General features: G+C 71.4%; 17 protein-coding genes. 6 read left to right on the top strand and 11 right to left on the bottom strand.

Features of this window, described 5'->3' with window-relative positions:
- The first annotated feature begins 4 nt into the window (after positions 1-4).
- Both EXU32_RS14900 and EXU32_RS14895 read left to right on the top strand, forming a co-directional pair.
- Positions 5-847: an SCO6745 family protein gene (locus tag EXU32_RS14900; RefSeq protein ID WP_130630613.1), complete on the top strand. Its 843-nt coding sequence runs from the start codon at positions 5-7 to the stop codon at positions 845-847.
- 48 nt (positions 848-895) lie between these two features.
- Positions 896-2,413 carry a DHA2 family efflux MFS transporter permease subunit gene (locus tag EXU32_RS14895; RefSeq protein WP_130630612.1) on the top strand — a complete coding sequence of 506 codons (1,518 nt, stop codon included), beginning with the start codon at positions 896-898 and terminating at the stop codon, positions 2,411-2,413.
- Positions 2,414-2,515: 102 nt separating this feature from the next.
- On the opposite strand, the gene EXU32_RS14890 is transcribed toward EXU32_RS14895, so the two are convergent.
- Positions 2,516-2,854, bottom strand: coding sequence for an MGMT family protein (locus EXU32_RS14890; RefSeq protein ID WP_130630611.1), 339 nt, complete (start codon positions 2,852-2,854; stop codon positions 2,516-2,518).
- A gap of 2 nt (positions 2,855-2,856) precedes the next feature.
- Positions 2,857-3,537, bottom strand: coding sequence for a peptidylprolyl isomerase (locus EXU32_RS14885; protein WP_130630610.1), 681 nt, complete (start codon positions 3,535-3,537; stop codon positions 2,857-2,859).
- Positions 3,538-3,583: 46 nt separating this feature from the next.
- On the opposite strand from EXU32_RS14885, the gene EXU32_RS14880 reads away from it, so the two are divergent.
- Together EXU32_RS14880 and EXU32_RS14875 are read left to right on the top strand one after the other, a co-directional pair.
- On the top strand, positions 3,584-4,504 hold the full coding sequence (locus EXU32_RS14880; RefSeq protein WP_130630609.1) for an NAD(P)H-dependent flavin oxidoreductase: 921 nt from the start codon (positions 3,584-3,586) through the stop codon (positions 4,502-4,504).
- A gap of 32 nt (positions 4,505-4,536) precedes the next feature.
- Positions 4,537-6,021, top strand: coding sequence for a hypothetical protein (locus EXU32_RS14875; protein WP_130630608.1), 1,485 nt, complete (start codon positions 4,537-4,539; stop codon positions 6,019-6,021).
- A 120-nt stretch (positions 6,022-6,141) separates the two neighbouring features.
- On the opposite strand, the gene EXU32_RS14870 is transcribed toward EXU32_RS14875, so the two are convergent.
- The 4 genes from EXU32_RS14870 to EXU32_RS14855 form a co-directional block, all read right to left on the bottom strand.
- Complete coding sequence (locus tag EXU32_RS14870) at positions 6,142-6,780, bottom strand: FMN reductase (RefSeq protein WP_130630607.1); 639 nt, start codon at positions 6,778-6,780, stop codon at positions 6,142-6,144.
- Positions 6,777-7,934 (bottom strand): LLM class flavin-dependent oxidoreductase, encoded by a 1,158-nt coding sequence (locus EXU32_RS14865; RefSeq protein WP_130630606.1) that lies wholly within the window; start codon positions 7,932-7,934, stop codon positions 6,777-6,779. Before EXU32_RS14865 ends, EXU32_RS14870 begins: the two co-directional genes overlap by 4 nt.
- A 117-nt stretch (positions 7,935-8,051) precedes the next feature.
- Complete coding sequence (locus tag EXU32_RS14860; protein ID WP_130630605.1) at positions 8,052-8,891, bottom strand: SMP-30/gluconolactonase/LRE family protein; 840 nt, start codon at positions 8,889-8,891, stop codon at positions 8,052-8,054.
- Between the two features lie 40 nt (positions 8,892-8,931).
- Positions 8,932-9,888 (bottom strand): 5,10-methylenetetrahydrofolate reductase, encoded by a 957-nt coding sequence (locus tag EXU32_RS14855; protein WP_130630604.1) that lies wholly within the window; start codon positions 9,886-9,888, stop codon positions 8,932-8,934.
- A gap of 131 nt (positions 9,889-10,019) precedes the next feature.
- On the opposite strand from EXU32_RS14855, the gene EXU32_RS14850 reads away from it, so the two are divergent.
- Positions 10,020-10,778: an SDR family NAD(P)-dependent oxidoreductase gene (locus EXU32_RS14850; RefSeq protein WP_055989346.1), complete on the top strand. Its 759-nt coding sequence runs from the start codon at positions 10,020-10,022 to the stop codon at positions 10,776-10,778.
- 202 nt (positions 10,779-10,980) lie between these two features.
- Here EXU32_RS14850 and EXU32_RS14845 read toward each other — a convergent pair whose 3' ends face one another.
- From EXU32_RS14845 to EXU32_RS14835, 3 genes are read right to left on the bottom strand one after another with little or no spacing between them, the layout of a single operon-like run.
- The gene (locus tag EXU32_RS14845) at positions 10,981-11,448 is read right to left on the bottom strand and encodes an aminoacyl-tRNA deacylase (RefSeq protein WP_130630603.1); all 468 of its coding nucleotides are present in this window, start codon (positions 11,446-11,448) and stop codon (positions 10,981-10,983) included.
- A 57-nt stretch (positions 11,449-11,505) separates the two neighbouring features.
- A complete protein-coding gene (locus tag EXU32_RS14840) occupies positions 11,506-11,790 on the bottom strand; it encodes a HigA family addiction module antitoxin (protein ID WP_130630602.1) in 285 nt (94 codons plus the stop codon).
- Positions 11,791-11,810: 20 nt separating this feature from the next.
- Positions 11,811-12,089, bottom strand: coding sequence for a type II toxin-antitoxin system RelE/ParE family toxin (locus tag EXU32_RS14835; protein WP_130630601.1), 279 nt, complete (start codon positions 12,087-12,089; stop codon positions 11,811-11,813).
- A gap of 117 nt (positions 12,090-12,206) precedes the next feature.
- On the opposite strand from EXU32_RS14835, the gene EXU32_RS14830 reads away from it, so the two are divergent.
- Positions 12,207-12,698 (top strand): DUF4395 domain-containing protein, encoded by a 492-nt coding sequence (locus EXU32_RS14830; protein WP_130630600.1) that lies wholly within the window; start codon positions 12,207-12,209, stop codon positions 12,696-12,698.
- A gap of 180 nt (positions 12,699-12,878) precedes the next feature.
- Here EXU32_RS14830 and EXU32_RS14825 read toward each other — a convergent pair whose 3' ends face one another.
- Together EXU32_RS14825 and EXU32_RS14820 are read right to left on the bottom strand one after the other, a co-directional pair.
- Positions 12,879-13,625 carry an enoyl-CoA hydratase/isomerase family protein gene (locus EXU32_RS14825; protein ID WP_130630599.1) on the bottom strand — a complete coding sequence of 249 codons (747 nt, stop codon included), beginning with the start codon at positions 13,623-13,625 and terminating at the stop codon, positions 12,879-12,881.
- The gene (locus EXU32_RS14820) at positions 13,625-14,803 is read right to left on the bottom strand and encodes a thiolase family protein (protein ID WP_130630598.1); all 1,179 of its coding nucleotides are present in this window, start codon (positions 14,801-14,803) and stop codon (positions 13,625-13,627) included. The genes EXU32_RS14825 and EXU32_RS14820 overlap by 1 nt, the downstream gene beginning before the upstream one ends.
- Between the last annotated feature and the right edge of the window lie 21 nt (positions 14,804-14,824).

Genomic DNA, 14,824 nt, shown 5'->3' with positions numbered 1-14,824 from the left:
AGCCATGGACGCCCACGACGCCGGCCGCATCGCCCGCTCTCTCGAGACCCTCCACGCCTTCGGGTACTTCGCCCCGGAGGTGGAGGAGGAGCTCACCGGGATCGGACTTCGCCGTGGCCGGATGTGCTACTTCGCCTCGCGCTCGGCACCGATGGGCGCCGTCTCGCCGGGGACGGTGGCGGCGACCTTCTTCGTCTTCAACCCCACCCTCGTGGAGCGCCACCTGAGCGGGGTGTGGGCGCTGGCCTCACCGGAGGAGGTCACAGCAGCCCGATATCGCGGCATCTCGCGCGCGTGGGGTCGGCTCCTCGGCGATCTTGACCCGGACGAGGTCGCCGAGGCGGCCGAGCTGGCCCGCACGGCGGCGTCGGCCTGCTCGGTCGCTGGTCGCCCGCTCTCGGCAGCACATGCCGGTCTGGCGTGGCCGAGCGAACCCCACCTCGTGCTCTTCCACGCCCTGACCATCGTGCGCGAGCACCGCGGCGACGGGCACATCGCAGCGCTCCTCGGCGAGGGGCTGTCTGGTCTCCAGGCGCTCGTCAGCCACACCGCCACCGGCCGCGGCTTCACGGTGACCGCAGCGCGGGCGACCCGCGGATGGAGCGAGGAGGAGTGGGACGAGGCGGTGGCCGATCTGGTCGATCACGGCGTGCTGACGCCGCAGGGCGATCTGACCGACGAGGGGCGGGCCCTGCGTCGCCGGGTCGAAGAGGCCACCGATCGGATGGCCGTGGAGCCGTGGGACGCACTCGGTGAGGACGGCGCCACCCGACTCGCTGAGCTGGGACGCCCGTGGGTGCGTCGGGCGCTGAGCAACGGGGCCTTCCCGGACGGGGTCTTCGCCTGACGGGTTGGTCGGTCCGGGTTGTCGGTCGGGCGGCGTAGCGTCATCCCCATGACGGTCGAGACGGGCGCCCCGCAGGCGAACCAAGCCCACGAGTTCCCCGACAACCCGTGGCCGGCGCTGTGGGCTCTGGTCGTCGGGTTCTTCATGATCCTCGTCGACGTCTCGATCGTCTCCATCGCGACGCCCGCCCTCATGGAGGGCTTCCACACGGGCATCGAGCCGGTGCTGTGGGTGACGAGCGCCTACCTCCTCGCCTACGCCGTGCCGCTGCTCATCACCGGTCGCTTCGGTGACCGCTTCGGCCCCAAGCGGCTCTACCTGCTGGGGCTGGCGATCTTCACCGCCGCCTCCTTGGCCTGCGGCCTCGCCCCGAGCATCGGCTGGCTCATCGGGGCCCGGGTGGTCCAGGGCCTCGGCGCGTCGATGATGACCCCGCAGACGATGGCGGTCATCACGCGCACCTTCCCGCCGCAGCGCCGCGGGTCGGCCATGGCCCTGTGGGGCGCGACCGCCGGCGTGGCCTTCCTCGTCGGCCCGCTGCTCGGCGGCCTCCTGCTCGACTCCCTCGGCTGGGAGTGGATCTTCTTCATCAACGTGCCTGTCGGGATCATCGGCTTCATCGCCGCCGCACGACTCGTGCCGAGCCTCGAGCGGCATGCCCACGCCATGGACTGGGTCGGCGTCGTGCTGTCCGCGGTCGGTCTCTTCCTCGTGATCTTCGGTCTGCAGGAGGGCGAAGGGCGTGACTGGGGCCAGATCGTCGGGCCCATCACGATCCCCGTGCTCATCGGTATCGGCCTCCTGGTCCTCGTGGGCTTCATCGCCTGGCAGGCGCGCGGCCCCAAGGAGCCGCTCGTGCCCCTCGGGCTCTTCCGCGACCGCAACTTCTCCCTGTCCAACCTCGCCATCACCACGATGGGGTTGTCCGTGACGGCGATGATGTTCCCCCTCCTCGTGTGGCTGCAGAGCGTGCGCGGCTACTCGCCGACCGAGGCCGCGCTGCTCATGGCGCCCCAGGCGATCGCCTCGATCGCGCTGGCCCGCCCCGTCGGCCAGCTCGTCGACCGGATCCACCCGCGGACCCTGCCCACCGTCGGCCTGGCCGGTTTCGCCGTGACCCTCTTCGTCCTCAGCCGCCTGATGACCCCCGACTCCTCGATCGTCGCGGTGTGCGTGGCGATGACCTTCATCGGTGTGACCGGCGCCTTCATCTGGGGCCCGCTCGCCACGACCGCCAACCGCAACCTGCCGATCCAGCTCGCCGGTGCCGGGGCGGGCATCTACAACACGACCCGTCAGGTCGGGTCGGTCATCGGGTCGGCGGCGATCGCCGCGCTCATGTCGGCGCGGATCGCCTCGCACCTCGGCCCGCAGGCCGCGGAGAGCTTCGGGTCCGGCGAAGGGAGCGCCGCCGGCGGTCCCGCAGCCCTGCCCCCGGCCATCGCCGAGGCGCTGTCGTCGGCCTTCGCCGAGTCGCTGCTGCTGCCCGCCGCGGTCCTCGTCATCGGTGCGCTCGCCGCGCTCGCGCTCGAGCAGATGCGTCACCAGGGTCGCCCCGGCGCCTGAGCTGCTCGACAAGAGTTACCTCGCCTTCGCATGGGTTCAAGACTCTTGCGAAGGCGAGGATTCTCGGGTCACCCGATAATCCTGAGGCCAGTGTGGCGCGCGTCAGCCGCCCAAGTCGGCGGTGGCGGCCGCGTGGGCGCGCGCCAGCTCCTCGAGGTCGACCCGGTACTCGGCGATCCGGCAGCCCAGGCCGTTGGGCTTGACCGTGATGCTCTCCGTGGCCCAGTGCTCGAAGACCTCTGACCGCTTGTGCTGCGGTGCGTCCCCGGAGGCGTTGACCACCCGCCACCAGGTGACACCGCTGCCGTACTCGCGCAGGACCCAGCCGACCTGTCGTGGACCGGTCCCGACGAGTGCGGCGATGTCCCCGTACGAGATGACCCTGCCCCGCGGGACGAGCTCCACCGCGCGCAGGACCCTCTCGACGAGGACATCGTCCATGACTACTTCTCGGTGATCGTCACGCTCTTGATGGTGTGGATCGCCCTCGGCGGGCCGTCGCCCATGGACCCGTCGTCCTCGATCGCGGTGACGGCCTCCATGCCCTGGGTGACCTTGCCGAAGAGGCTGTAGCTCGGCGGCAACCCGACACCCGCATCACCGGTGACGATGAAGAACTGCGAGCCGTTGGTGTCCGGCCCGGCGTTGGCCATCGCGATCGAGCCGACCTCGTACTCGCCGGCCTTGGGCAGCTCGTCCTTGAACTGGTAGCCCGGGCCGCCGCTGCCGTCACCGACCGGGTCGCCGCCCTGCGCCATGAAGCCCTGGATGACGCGGTGGAAGGTCAGCCCGTCGTAGTACTTGTACCGGGCGAGCACGACGAAGTTGTTGACCGTCGTCGGCGCCTTCTTGGCGTCGAGCTTCACCGTCACGTCGCCCTCGTCGGTCGCGATCGTCGCCGTGTACGCCTTCTTGGGGTCGATGCACATCGGCGGCGCCTGCTCGAAGGCCGTCACCCGCACCTTTGCCCCGCCCTCCGGCGGGCACTCGGTCTTGCCGCTGATCGTCGTGGTCGAGGGGGAGGCGGCGGACGAGCTCGCCGCGCTGCCCCCCGAGTCGGTGCCGCACCCCGTCAGGGCGAGGAGGCTGGCGGCGGCGATGGCGGGCAGTGCGCGTCGGATCATGGAGCGGAGTCTACGAAGAGCGGCTGCTCGGGCGCATGATGAGGGCATGGCTGCTCTCATCGACCTGCTCGGCATCCGTCACCCGATCGTCTGCGCGCCCATGGCCGGCGTCGCCGGAGGTCGCCTCGCGCATGCCGTCTCCTCGGCCGGTGGTCTGGGCATGATCGGGGCGCGCGGGAGCGCCTCGCCCGAGTGGATCGCGGAGCAGGCGGCGCTCGCGGGCGCGGGAGGCACCCCCTTCGGCATCGGTCTGATGGCCTGGGTTCCGCAGCGCTCCACCCAGCTCGACGCGGTCATCGCGCTCGCGGGCGAGCAGCGACCGGCCCTCGTGTCGGTCTCCTTCGGCGACGTCACTGAGCCGGTGGCCCGGCTGCGTGACGCGGGCCTGCGCACCGCCTGCCAGGTGGGCAACGCGGCCGACCTGGAGATGGCCCTCGCGGCCGGGGCGGACCTCATCATTGCCCGCGGTGGCGAAGGGGGCGGACACGGCCGTGACGAGATGGGCACCGAGGCGATCCTCGACCTCGCCCTCGGCGCTACCGACCGTCCCGTGCTCGCCGCCGGGGGCATCTCGACCGCCGACGACGTGGCCCGGGCGCTGGGCAAGGGAGCGGCCGGCGTGTGGTGCGGCACCCCCTTCCTCACCTGCGTCGAGGCCGACAACACGCCGCAGGCCAGGACCGCGCTCGTCGCCGCCGACGACACCCGGTACTCGCGGGTCCACGACGTCGCCCAGGACATCGCGTGGCCGCGGGAGTTCGGCGGACGGGCGGTCGCCACCCCCTTCGTCCGGCGGTGGAGCGGCGACGAGGACGCGATGACCGGCGACGCCAGGGGCGAGCACGCCGCCGGGCGCGAGCGCGGTGACACCGACTACACCCCCCTCTACGCCGGGGTCGGCGTCGACCACCTCACCGCCGAGACCGACGCGGCGAGCGTGGTCCGAGCGCTCGTGGACGCCATTTGATTTACCTGTGACGGCGGCCACAGGATGAGGGCATGAGCGACGAGATCTCAGCGGGCGTGCACTTCCCGGCCGACGACCAGGGCAGGCGGTCGACGACCACGACGACGAGAGGGGTGCTCGCCGACTCCGTCCGCGGGGTCGACCCCGAGCTCGCCCAGCGCATCGACGACACGGGTGACTGGCGCAAGGACTACGTCGACCACGTCCACGACGTGACCGCCGCCAGTGCCGGGTCCGCCGACCGGGCCGCGCGGATCGCGACCGACGGGCTCGCGTCGATGCGCCGCCGGATGGTCCTGGTCGACGCCGCTGGCGACGAGGTGCCGCTCGAGGCGGCCGAGCTGACGATGCCGACCGGCTCCGCCCCCTTCGGCACGGAGAGCGTGCGCGGCACCGCCGAGCCGGTCACCCGGCTGCGGGTCCCCGTCGACGGCCGCGAGATCGAGGGCGAGGAGCTGCGCGGCCAGCTCGGTGCCTGGGTCGACAGGGGCATCGTCGAGCCGTCCTTCGCCGCGGCGGTCGCCGAGGTCATCGACCACCCGGAGTGGCTGGCGCTGCCGGGCCACCGCGCGCTGCTCGTCGGGGCCGGGGCCGAGATGGGCCCGCTCGAGACGCTGCTGTCGTGGGGCGCCGACGTGCTCGCGATCGACCTGCCGCGCAGCCGCGCCTGGCGGTACAAGAAGGGTCTGGCCTCGCGTGGAGCGGGCACCCTGACCTTCCCCGTCGACGCCGCCGGTGACTCCGGGGCCGACGTCATCCACCAGCCCGGCGAGGTCCTCGAGTGGGTCCGCCGGGTCGGGGGCGAGCAGCCGCTGGCCGTGGGGATGCACGCCTACGCCGACTCGGGGGTGCACGTGCGGGTGAGCGCCGCGGTCGACCTGCTCATGGACGCGCTCACCGACGACGACCCGCACACCGCGCTCGCCTGGCTGGCGACGCCGACCGATGCCTTCGTCGTCCCGCCGGATGTCGTCGCCGAGTCGCGGCGCCGCTGGGCCGCTCGCGGTCTGGCGCTCAAGGGGGCCCAGGGCCCGCTGCGGGCGATGGGCCGAGGGCGCCTCTTCGCCCCCGCCTACCGCGGCACCCGCGAGGGGCAGCCCGGCATCGCCGACGTCCTCGTGCCCCAGCAGGGCCCCAACTACGCGATCGCCAAGCGGCTGCAGCGCTGGCGCGGTGTCGCTGCCGAAGGGAGCGGCCAGCGGGTCTCCTTCAACGTCGCCCCGGCCACGTGGACCCGGTCCGTCACCAAGAACCCCGTCCTGGGCGCGGCCTACGGCGGCGCGCACCACTTCGGCGTCGAGGTCTTCCAGCCGGAGACCGTGCGGCCGCTCATGGCAGCGCTGCTCGTGCGAGACCTCGTGCGCGAGACGCCGCAGCGGGAGCACCCCGAGGAGCTCTTCAGCGACGCGGCTGCCCACGGTGGGCTGTGGCGGGTCGGCTACGAGCCCAAGACCGCGCTCGGTGTCGCGGCCGTCGCCGGTCTGCCCGGGTCGCTGCGTCGGCGCGTGCGGGGCTGAGGGTTGGGGCCACACAGGCCTCACGATTATCGGGTCACCCGATAATCATCGCCTTCGCAGGAGTATCAAACTCATGCGAAGGCGACGTTTCTCGGGTGACCCGATAATCATCGCCGGGGATCAGCCCCCGTCGTGCCCGCGGAGCAGCTCGGAGAAGTCGGTGACCGGGCCCAGCGGCCCGGGCTCGTCGTCACCCTGGGCGAAGCCCGCGACGCCGGCGCGATCGGCGACGACGAGACCGGCGAGCTCGGCGGCGGCCCGGTGCACCCGGGTGTCGAGGTCGTTCTCGCCGCCGAAGTCCTCCGTGGCGGCGAAGACGGCCGTCGGCACGACGATCGCGCGCAGGTAGGCGAAGAGCGGGCGCATGGCGTGCTCGAGCACGAGGCTGTGCCGGGGCGTGCCGGCCGTCGCCGCGACGAGCACGGCCTTGCCGGTCAGCGCGTCCTTGTCGAGCAGGTCGACGAAGGTCTTGAAGAGGCCGGAGTAGCTGGCCGTGAAGACCGGGGTGACCGCGATGATCCCGTCGGCCGCGGCGACCTGCCGCTGGGCGGCGCTCAGGGCGGGCGTCGGCCGCCCGCCGGAGACCATCGACTCGGCCATCTCGACCGCCAGCTCACGCAGCTCGATGAACTCGATGTCCACCGACTCGCCGCGCCCGCCCACCGCGGAGCGGGTGGCGGCGGCGAGCTGGTCGGCGAGCAGTCGGGTGCTCGAGGGCTGCGAGAGCCCGGCGCTGATGACGACGACGTTGCGGGTCACTGGCTGGCCATCTCCTTCTGCTTCTGGTCCTGCTGGGCGATCACGACGGGGCTCGTCACGACCATACGGTGGGGGCTCCCTTCGCCCTGCGCCACCAGCGAGGTGTGCGTCGGGGGCTCGCTCGGGACACCCTCGGGGCGGCGCGCCTCGAACTCCTTGCGCAGCACCGGGACGACCTCGCGGCCGAGGATCTCGACCTGCTCCAGGACCATCTCCAGGGGCAGCCCGGCGTGGTCCATGAGGAAGAGCTGGCGCTGGTAGTCACCGACGTGGTCGGCGAAGGAGAGCGTGCGCTCGATGACCATCTCGGGGGTGCCGACGGTCAGCGGGGTCTGCCGGGTGAAGTCCTCCATCGACGGACCGTGACCGTAGACCGGCGCGTTGTCGAAGTAGGGACGGAAGACCCGCTTGGCCTCGGCCTCGGTCTGCGCCATGAAGGCCTGCCCGCCGAGCCCGACGATCGCCTGGCTGGCGTCCCCGTGCCCGTAGTGCTCGAAGCGCCGGCGGTAGAGGCCGACCATCTGGGCGGTGTGCTCGATGTTCCAGAAGATGTTGTTGTGGAAGAACCCGTCGCCGTAGTACGCGGCCTGCTCGGCGATCTCGGTGGAGCGGATCGAGCCGTGCCAGACGAAGGGGGCGACGCCGTCCAGCGGTCGTGGGGTCGAGGTGAATCCCTGCAGGGGCGTGCGGAACTGGCCCTTCCAGCTGACATTCTCCTCGCGCCACAGGCGGCGCAGCAGGTGGTAGTTCTCGATGGCGAGCGGGACGCCCTGGCGGATGTCCTTGCCGAACCACGGGTAGACGGGGCCGGTGTTGCCGCGGCCCATCATCAGGTCGACGCGGCCGCCGGAGAGGTGCTGCAGGAAGGCGTAGTCCTCGGCGATGCGGACCGGGTCCGTCGTCGTGATGAGGGTCGTCGCGGTCGAGAGCTTGAGGCGCTCGGTCTTGGCCGCGATGTACGCGAGGTGGGTCGTCGGGGCGGAGGGCACGAAGGGCGGGTTGTGGTGCTCACCCGTGGCGAAGACGTCGAGCCCGACCTCCTCGGCCTTGAGCGCGATCTGGGTCATCGCGTGGATGCGCTCGCCCTCGCTCGGCGTGCGGCCGGTCGTGGGGTCCATCGTCACGTCGCCGACGCTGAAGAGTCCGAACTGCATTGCCGCCTCCTGTTTGGTTGATGCTTCAACTATACCAACAGGGGGTGCACTCGGTCCATTCCCGCCCAACGCTGGCTGAGGAGTTTGCGCAGCAAGCGTCTCGAAGCCGGGCCGGCCTCACCCCGCGAAGGGAGCCACCGCCTTCCCGCGCACGCCCGGGCGGGCGACGAAGACCGAGCCGGCAGCAGCGTCCTCGCCCTCGTCAAGACCCTCCCGGGAGGTCGTGATGAAGAGCTCGTCGAGGTCCTCCCCGCCGAAGGTGCAGGCCGTGACCTGCCGTGCGCCCACCTCGATCACCGCGTCGAGGGTGCCGTCGGGGGCCCGGCGCTCCACGCGGCCGCCGCCGAAGATCGCGGTCCAGATCCCCCCTTCGCCGTCGACGGTCAGGCCGTCGGGGAAGCCGTCGACTTCCGCGAGCACACGCCCCTGCGTCAGCCCGTCGTCCGGCGACCAGTCGAAGACCTGGATCCGCCCGGTCGGCGTGTCGTCGTAGTAGGCCAGCGTCCCGTCGGGCGACCAGTCGATGCCGTTGGAGACCGTCACCGCGTCGAGGACGGTCGCCACGTCGAGGTCGGGGCCGACCCGGTAGAGGCTCGCGGCCCCCTCCGCCTGGTCGTAGGCCATCGAGCCGACGTGGAGGCTGCCGTCGGGCGCGACCCCGCCCTCGTTCATCCGCACCGCGTCCGTCTCCCACATGGGGCGAAGGGGGTCCACCCGCCAGTCCACGTCCGCGAAGGCCAGTCCCCGCTCGAGCGCGATGACCGCGCCGCCGCCGGCGCGGGGCCGGATCATCGCGGCGACGTCGCCGACATGGGTGCGGGTGACCGTGCCACTCGCATCGAGGGCGAGGACGTCACCGGCGAGCATGTCGACCCAGCGCAGTCCGCCCCAGCCCGGCCACCAGCAGGGCCCTTCTGCGTGGTGGGCGACGGCATCGGTGAGGCGTTCGGCCAGCATGGTCACGAGGCTAGCCCTCAAACCCCCGCAGCCGGCCGGCTCAGTCCCGGTCGAGGATCTCCGCGACCTGGTGGGTCAGCTCGACCGCTGCCTCGATCTCGACCTTGCGACTCGAGACGGACTCGATGTTGAAGCCGAAGGGGATGCCCAGGTAGCGGCAGAAGCTCGACAGCTCACGAGCAGCGTTGAGTGCGTGGACCTTTGACCACTGCAGGGGATCCTCGGCGTGGAGGATCTCGTTGCGCACCCAGCTGGGTACGTCGACGCCGAGCCACTCGAGGAAGGACAGCGTCTTGTCCGAGCCGCACAGCGAGAGGGTGAAGATCAGCGGTGCCGGGTCGAGGTCGTCCTGGGCGACGGCGTAGCGGTAGTCGGAGGCGAGGTTCTTGGCCGCGGCGATGTCGTAGACGATCTGGCTGACGAAGAAGCTCGACCCGGCCCGCTGCTTGGTGAGCAGGCGTTCGTGCTCGTCCCCGCGCTTGGCGTGCCGCTCGGGGATGGTGACGCTGCCCAGCGGCAGGCTCGGGCGCACCTCGCGGTGCAGCTCGAGGGCGCGGGTGAGTGTCGTGCGCACCTGCGCGTCGCTGCTCGATGCGCCGACGAAGACGGTGAGCACATTGTCGGGGGCGGCAGCAAGCCACTGGCTCAGCTCGTCCTGGCCGTACTTGCCCACCGCGCGGTAGATGATCGCGGGCCGGTCCCAGCGGGCGAGCTGCTGGCACAGGTAGTCGCCGGGGTCGAGCATCGCGGCGAAGGGGAAGGGTCGGGGCTGGTCGGTCCGCTCGGCCTCGTCGGCGATGTCGTAGAGCACGAGGGCGTCGACGGGCAGCGCCTCGACCCGGGCCAACGTCCGCTCGGCGATCTCGGCGACGCGCTCAGGGGTCGTCTCGGCGCGGGGCGGGGTGAGACCGAAGAGCAGGACCTCGCGCGGGTTGCGGGCGAGTGCGGGGAAGGCTCCGGGGGACGGGACGTGCGCCTGGGACCTGGGCTGCTCCATGGGGGCACGCTAACCGCCGGCCCGGCGACGACGTGACGGTGTCCGCCCTTCGTCCCCGGCTTGTGGGACTGGTCACTGCGTGGGGCTGGTTAGGCTCAGCCCGAGCACTCGGCACCCCTCGAAGGAGAAGCATGCAGATCAAGGACACCGCAGCCATCGTCACCGGTGGGGCCTCCGGCCTCGGCGCAGCCACCGCCGCCGCGCTGGCAGCCCAGGGGGCGAAGGTCTTCGCGTTCGACCTGCCCGCCGGCATCGAGGGCGCCCCGCAGGTGGACGGCGTCGAGTACGTCGCGGTCGACGTCACCGACCCCGAGCAGGTCCAGGCCGCGGTCGACACCGCCGCCGGTGCCGGCGTGCCGCTGCGCACCGTCGTCAACTGCGCGGGCATCGGCCCGTCGATGCGCATCCTCGGCAAGAAGGGCCCGCACGACCTGGCCCTCTACGCCAAGGTCGTCCAGATCAACCTCATCGGGTCCTTCAACGTGCTGACGCTCGCTGCGGAGAAGATCACGCAGACGCAGGCCCTCGAGGACGGTGCGCGCGGCGTCATCATCAACACCGCCTCGATCGCGGCCTACGACGGTCAGATCGGCCAGGCCGCCTACGCCTCGAGCAAGGGCGGCATCGTCGGGCTCACCCTGCCCGCCGCCCGCGACCTCGCCCAGCACGGCATCCGCGTCCTGACGATCGCCCCCGGCATCGTCGAGACCCCGATGCTCGCGACCGTCTCGGACGAGTTCCGTGAGGGCCTGGCCGCAGGCGTGCCCTTCCCCAAGCGTCTGGCCCGCCCCGACGAGTACGCCCAGCTCGCCCAGATGATCATCGAGCACGACTACCTCAACGGCGAGGTCATCCGCATGGACGGCTCGCTGCGCATGGCCCCGCGCTGACCGCTCGCTCCCGTTCTGTCCCCCTGCTCCCCTTGGTCGCGGACGCAGGGCTGGAGTGGCCCTAAGGAAAAGCCCGGACGGCTCTCCCTTCGTCTCACGAGATGAGGGAGGGGTCCGGGCTTTCCCATGAGTCGGGCCACCCCCAGCCTGCGTCCGCTGCTGAGGCTCCCTGAGGAGGTTGCGCAGCAACCGTCTCGAAGGGTCAGGCGGGCTCGGTGACGTCCGCGACCTGGGCGCCGAGGTGGGCGACCATCGCGTCGGCCTCGAGGGTGGCGGCGACGCCGTGCTCCCCGGCTCCGATCGAGACGGTCCGGCCCGCGACGGTCTCGTCCGCGATGACCGGCAGCGACTGCAGGGAGCCGAAGGGGGTGATCGTCCCCCTCTCGTAGCCGGTCACCTCCCGGGCGATCTCCTTGTCCGGCAAGGAGATCCGGTTGACGCCGAGCAGGGCACGCAGCTTCGGCCAAGAGATCTGGCGGTCGCCCGGGACGAGGACGAAGAGGTGGTCGCCCTCCCCCCTTCGCACCACGAGGGTCTTGATGATGTCGCGCGGCTCGACCCCTCGGGCCGCCGCGGCCTCCTCGAGGGAGCCGACCCGCCCGTGCCGGGTGATCGTGTGCTCGATGCCGCTGTCGATCAGGGCCTGTGCCGCCCGGGTGCCACCGTCCATGGTCGTGAGCCTACGACCGTCCGAGTGCGGCCATCCTCCTGATGGGTTGAGGGTGCCTCAGGCGACCGACGTGAGGCGCTGCACCTTGGGGATGCCCGCCGCACGTTCGACGGACAGGTCGTGGGCAGACTGCATGGCCAGCCACGAGCTCGCGGTGCCGACGCCGGCAGCCTCGAGCCGGATCGCCAAGGTGGAGCTGATCCTGGCGTGGCCGTGCAGGACCCGGCTCAACGACACCCGCGAGACGCCGAGGCGATTGGCGGCCTCGCTGACGGTGAGGCCGAGGTCAGCCAAAACGTCCTCGCGCAGGATCTCGCCGGGGTGGACCGGATTCTTCATCATGGTGGTTCTCCCTCCACGGGCTAGTGATAGTCCTGATAATCGACAAGCTCGACATCCGACTCGATGAATCGGAAGGTGATGCGCCAGTTGCCGTTGACCCATATGGAGTGGTGGCCCGTCAGGTCACCCTTGAGTCGATGAGTGCGAAAGGACGGGATCTCAAGGTCGGCCGGTCCTTGGGCGACGTCCAGGGCCGACAGGATGCGCAGCAGCTTGGGGACGTGCGCCGCCTGGACACCCTTCTTCGTCTCGGTGCGGTACAACCGCTCCAGTCCCTTGTGTCGGAAACTGACGATCACCTGCCGAGCGTATCGCGTATCTATACGCGATACCAGAAGGAGGTGTCGCTTCGTCCACGCCCGACCCTTCCATCACATTGCGTTATGTATAACGAAACACGCACTTATGCTGCGGGTATGGCCTTCTTCAACTTCCCCAACCCGGTGAACGACAAGGCGGCGCGCACCGTCGCGACCGGAGTGGTGGCCCTCGGTGTCGCGACGCTCGTCACGGGATGGTGGTGGCTCACCGTGCCGCTGGCGCTCGGTTTCCTCGGCCGGGTCCTCGCCGGCCCGCGGCTCAGCCCCCTCGGCTGGCTGGCGATGAAGGTCATCGGGCCCCGCCTCGGCGCGCCGCGCTACACGCCCGGCCCGCCCAAGCGCTTCGCCCAGGGCATCGGCGTCGTCTTCTCGACGGCGGCGGCCGTCCTCGCACTCGGTTTCGGCCTGCACCTGGCCGCCGGGATCGTCCTCGGCGTGCTCGTCCTGTTCGCGACGCTCGAGGCGGCGCTGGGCTTCTGCGCCGGGTGCTTCGCCTTCGGTCACCTCATGCGCCTCGGCGTCATCCCGGAGGAAACGTGCGAGGCCTGCGCCGACATCTCCCTTCGCCGCCCGGTCGCCTCCGCCTGACCCCGGCCACGTTTCACTACTTGCGGGTACGACGTGCACTTGCGCGACCGCATCCGACGAGATCCCCATGTTTCCGGGGTCTGGTCGCGGCGTCGCATCGGAAGTGCACGTCGTACCCGCAGGTAACACCTGGAGCAGTCGACGGGCAGGCCGCTGACGCGCGACGTGACCTCCCGCAGGTCAGCGCCCGAGGAACTTCGCGAAGAGCGCCCGGGCCTCCTCGCCCTGGCCCCGCGTGCTCAGCGTCCGGGCCTCGTCCGCGGCGGACGTGGCCCGGTCCCGGGTCCACGAGGCCCGCAGCAGACGACGAGCGTCACCGAAGGCGCCGGCCGCACCCTGCGCCAGGCTCGTCGCCCGCTCGAGACCGCGCGCCTGCGCGTCCTCGACCACCTCGGTGACGAGGCCCTGCGCCAGCGCGTCCTGCGCCGACAGCGGTCGGCCCGACAGCGCGAAGGCGAGCGCCCGCTGCTGGCCCATCGCGCGGGGGAGCAGGTACGAGACGCCGCAGTCCGGGGTGAGCCCGATCGCGGGGTAGGCGAAGACGAACTTCGTGCCCTCCTGGGCGATGATCGCGTCGCCGCCCAGCATCAGCCCGAGGCCGCCTCCGGCGACCGCACCCTGCACGGCAGTGACGACCGGCTTGGCCAGGTCCTCCAGCGTCATGACTGCCGCGCCCGCCTCCTCGGCGAGCCGCTGCAGATAGGTCGTCGCGTCCTCGTCGACGAAGCTGCCGATGTCACCGCCCCCGCAGAAGCGCTTGCCGGCGCCGCTGAGCAGGACCGCGCGCACCCCTTCGTCATCACGTGCGGCCTCGACGGCCTCACGCAGGCCGGTCGCGAGCGCCATGTCGATCCCGTTGGCGGCCTCGGGACGGTTGAGCTGGATGTGCCCGACACCGTCGGTGACGGTGAGCTCGACGGCAGCCATCAGACCCTCCGGAAGAGCGCCGCGAGAGCCTGGCCGCCACCGATGCACATGGTGACGATGCCGTACTCGAGATCGGCCCGGACCATGTGCTTGGCCGCGCGGATGGTCAGGATGCCGCCGGTCGCGCCGACGGGGTGACCGAGCGCGATGGCCCCGCCGTACGGGTTGACCTGCGCGGGGTCGAGGCCGGTGTCGCGGATGACCGCGACGGCCTGCGAGGCGAAGGCCTCGTTGAGCTCGATGACCCCGATGTCCTTGGGCGCCAGGCCCGTCTTCTCGAAGAGCGCCTTGAGCGCGAGCGTCGGCGCGTAGCCCATGAGCTCCGGCTCCATCGCGGCGGTGGTGACGGCCTCGAGGCTGACGAGGCCGGTGAGGCCGCGCTCCTTGACGGCCGACTCACGGCCGAGGACGACGACGCCGGCGCCGTCGTTGATGCCGGAGGCGTTGCCGGCGGTGACCGTCCCGTCCTTGGTGAAGGCGGGCCGCAGCCTGGCCAGGGTCTCCAGCGTGGTCTCGGGCTTGGGGTGCTCGTCCTTGTCGGCGGTGAAGGGCTTGCGGCCCCCGACCTCGACGGCGGTGATCTCCTCGGCGAAGGCGGCCTGGGCCTCCGGGGTCGCCGCGCGACGCTGCGACTCGAGCGCGAACTCGTCCTGCTCCTCGCGGGAGACGCCGTACTTCTTCGCGACGTTTTCGGCCGTGACGCCCATGTGGATGTCGTGGAAGGGATCGGTGAGCATCAGGACGGTGCCGTCCTGCAGCTGCCGGTTGCCGAGCTTGTAGCCGCTGCGGGCACCGAAGTCGTAGAAGGGCATCCGGGTCATTGACTCGTCGCCACCGGCGAGGGTGAAGTCGAGGTCGTTCCAGCGCATCTCCATCGCGGCGGACCAGATGGCCTGCAGACCGGAGCCGCACAGGCGGTTGACGGTGTAGGCCGGGACATTGGTCGGCAGGCCGGCGGCGACGGCCACGCGACGGGCGTTGTAGGCGTCGGGTCCGACCTGGCCGATGCAGCCCATGACGACCTCGGAGATGTCCTCGCCGGCGACACCGGCGCGGCGCAGGGCCTCACGGCTCGCGGTGGCGCCGAGCTCGTAGCCCGGGACGTCCTTGAACATCCCGCCGAAGCTGCCGGTCGGGGTGCGGGCTCCGTCGATGACGACGATCTTCTCGGTGCTCATGGGTGCTCCTGGTCTCGCGGG

It is taken from the genome of Janibacter limosus (assembly GCF_004295485.1).
GTDB classification, from domain to species: Bacteria; Actinomycetota; Actinomycetes; order Actinomycetales; family Dermatophilaceae; genus Janibacter; species Janibacter limosus_A.
The sequence above is the reverse complement of the archived record's forward strand: the minus strand, read 5'-3'. Positions and strand labels throughout refer to the sequence as shown.

Coding starts and splice junctions, on each gene's coding strand:
- EXU32_RS14900 (WP_130630613.1), top strand. CDS start 5: ATGGACGCCCACGACGCCGGCCGCATCGCCCGCTCTCTCGAGACCCTC.
- EXU32_RS14895 (WP_130630612.1), top strand. CDS start 896: ATGACGGTCGAGACGGGCGCCCCGCAGGCGAACCAAGCCCACGAGTTC.
- EXU32_RS14890 (WP_130630611.1), bottom strand. CDS start 2,854: ATGGACGATGTCCTCGTCGAGAGGGTCCTGCGCGCGGTGGAGCTCGTC.
- EXU32_RS14885 (WP_130630610.1), bottom strand. CDS start 3,537: ATGATCCGACGCGCACTGCCCGCCATCGCCGCCGCCAGCCTCCTCGCC.
- EXU32_RS14880 (WP_130630609.1), top strand. CDS start 3,584: ATGGCTGCTCTCATCGACCTGCTCGGCATCCGTCACCCGATCGTCTGC.
- EXU32_RS14875 (WP_130630608.1), top strand. CDS start 4,537: ATGAGCGACGAGATCTCAGCGGGCGTGCACTTCCCGGCCGACGACCAG.
- EXU32_RS14865 (WP_130630606.1), bottom strand. CDS start 7,934: ATGCAGTTCGGACTCTTCAGCGTCGGCGACGTGACGATGGACCCCACG.
- EXU32_RS14860 (WP_130630605.1), bottom strand. CDS start 8,891: ATGCTGGCCGAACGCCTCACCGATGCCGTCGCCCACCACGCAGAAGGG.
- EXU32_RS14855 (WP_130630604.1), bottom strand. CDS start 9,888: ATGGAGCAGCCCAGGTCCCAGGCGCACGTCCCGTCCCCCGGAGCCTTC.
- EXU32_RS14850 (WP_055989346.1), top strand. CDS start 10,020: ATGCAGATCAAGGACACCGCAGCCATCGTCACCGGTGGGGCCTCCGGC.
- EXU32_RS14845 (WP_130630603.1), bottom strand. CDS start 11,448: ATGGACGGTGGCACCCGGGCGGCACAGGCCCTGATCGACAGCGGCATC.
- EXU32_RS14840 (WP_130630602.1), bottom strand. CDS start 11,790: ATGATGAAGAATCCGGTCCACCCCGGCGAGATCCTGCGCGAGGACGTT.
- EXU32_RS14830 (WP_130630600.1), top strand. CDS start 12,207: ATGGCCTTCTTCAACTTCCCCAACCCGGTGAACGACAAGGCGGCGCGC.
- EXU32_RS14825 (WP_130630599.1), bottom strand. CDS start 13,625: ATGGCTGCCGTCGAGCTCACCGTCACCGACGGTGTCGGGCACATCCAG.
- EXU32_RS14820 (WP_130630598.1), bottom strand. CDS start 14,803: ATGAGCACCGAGAAGATCGTCGTCATCGACGGAGCCCGCACCCCGACC.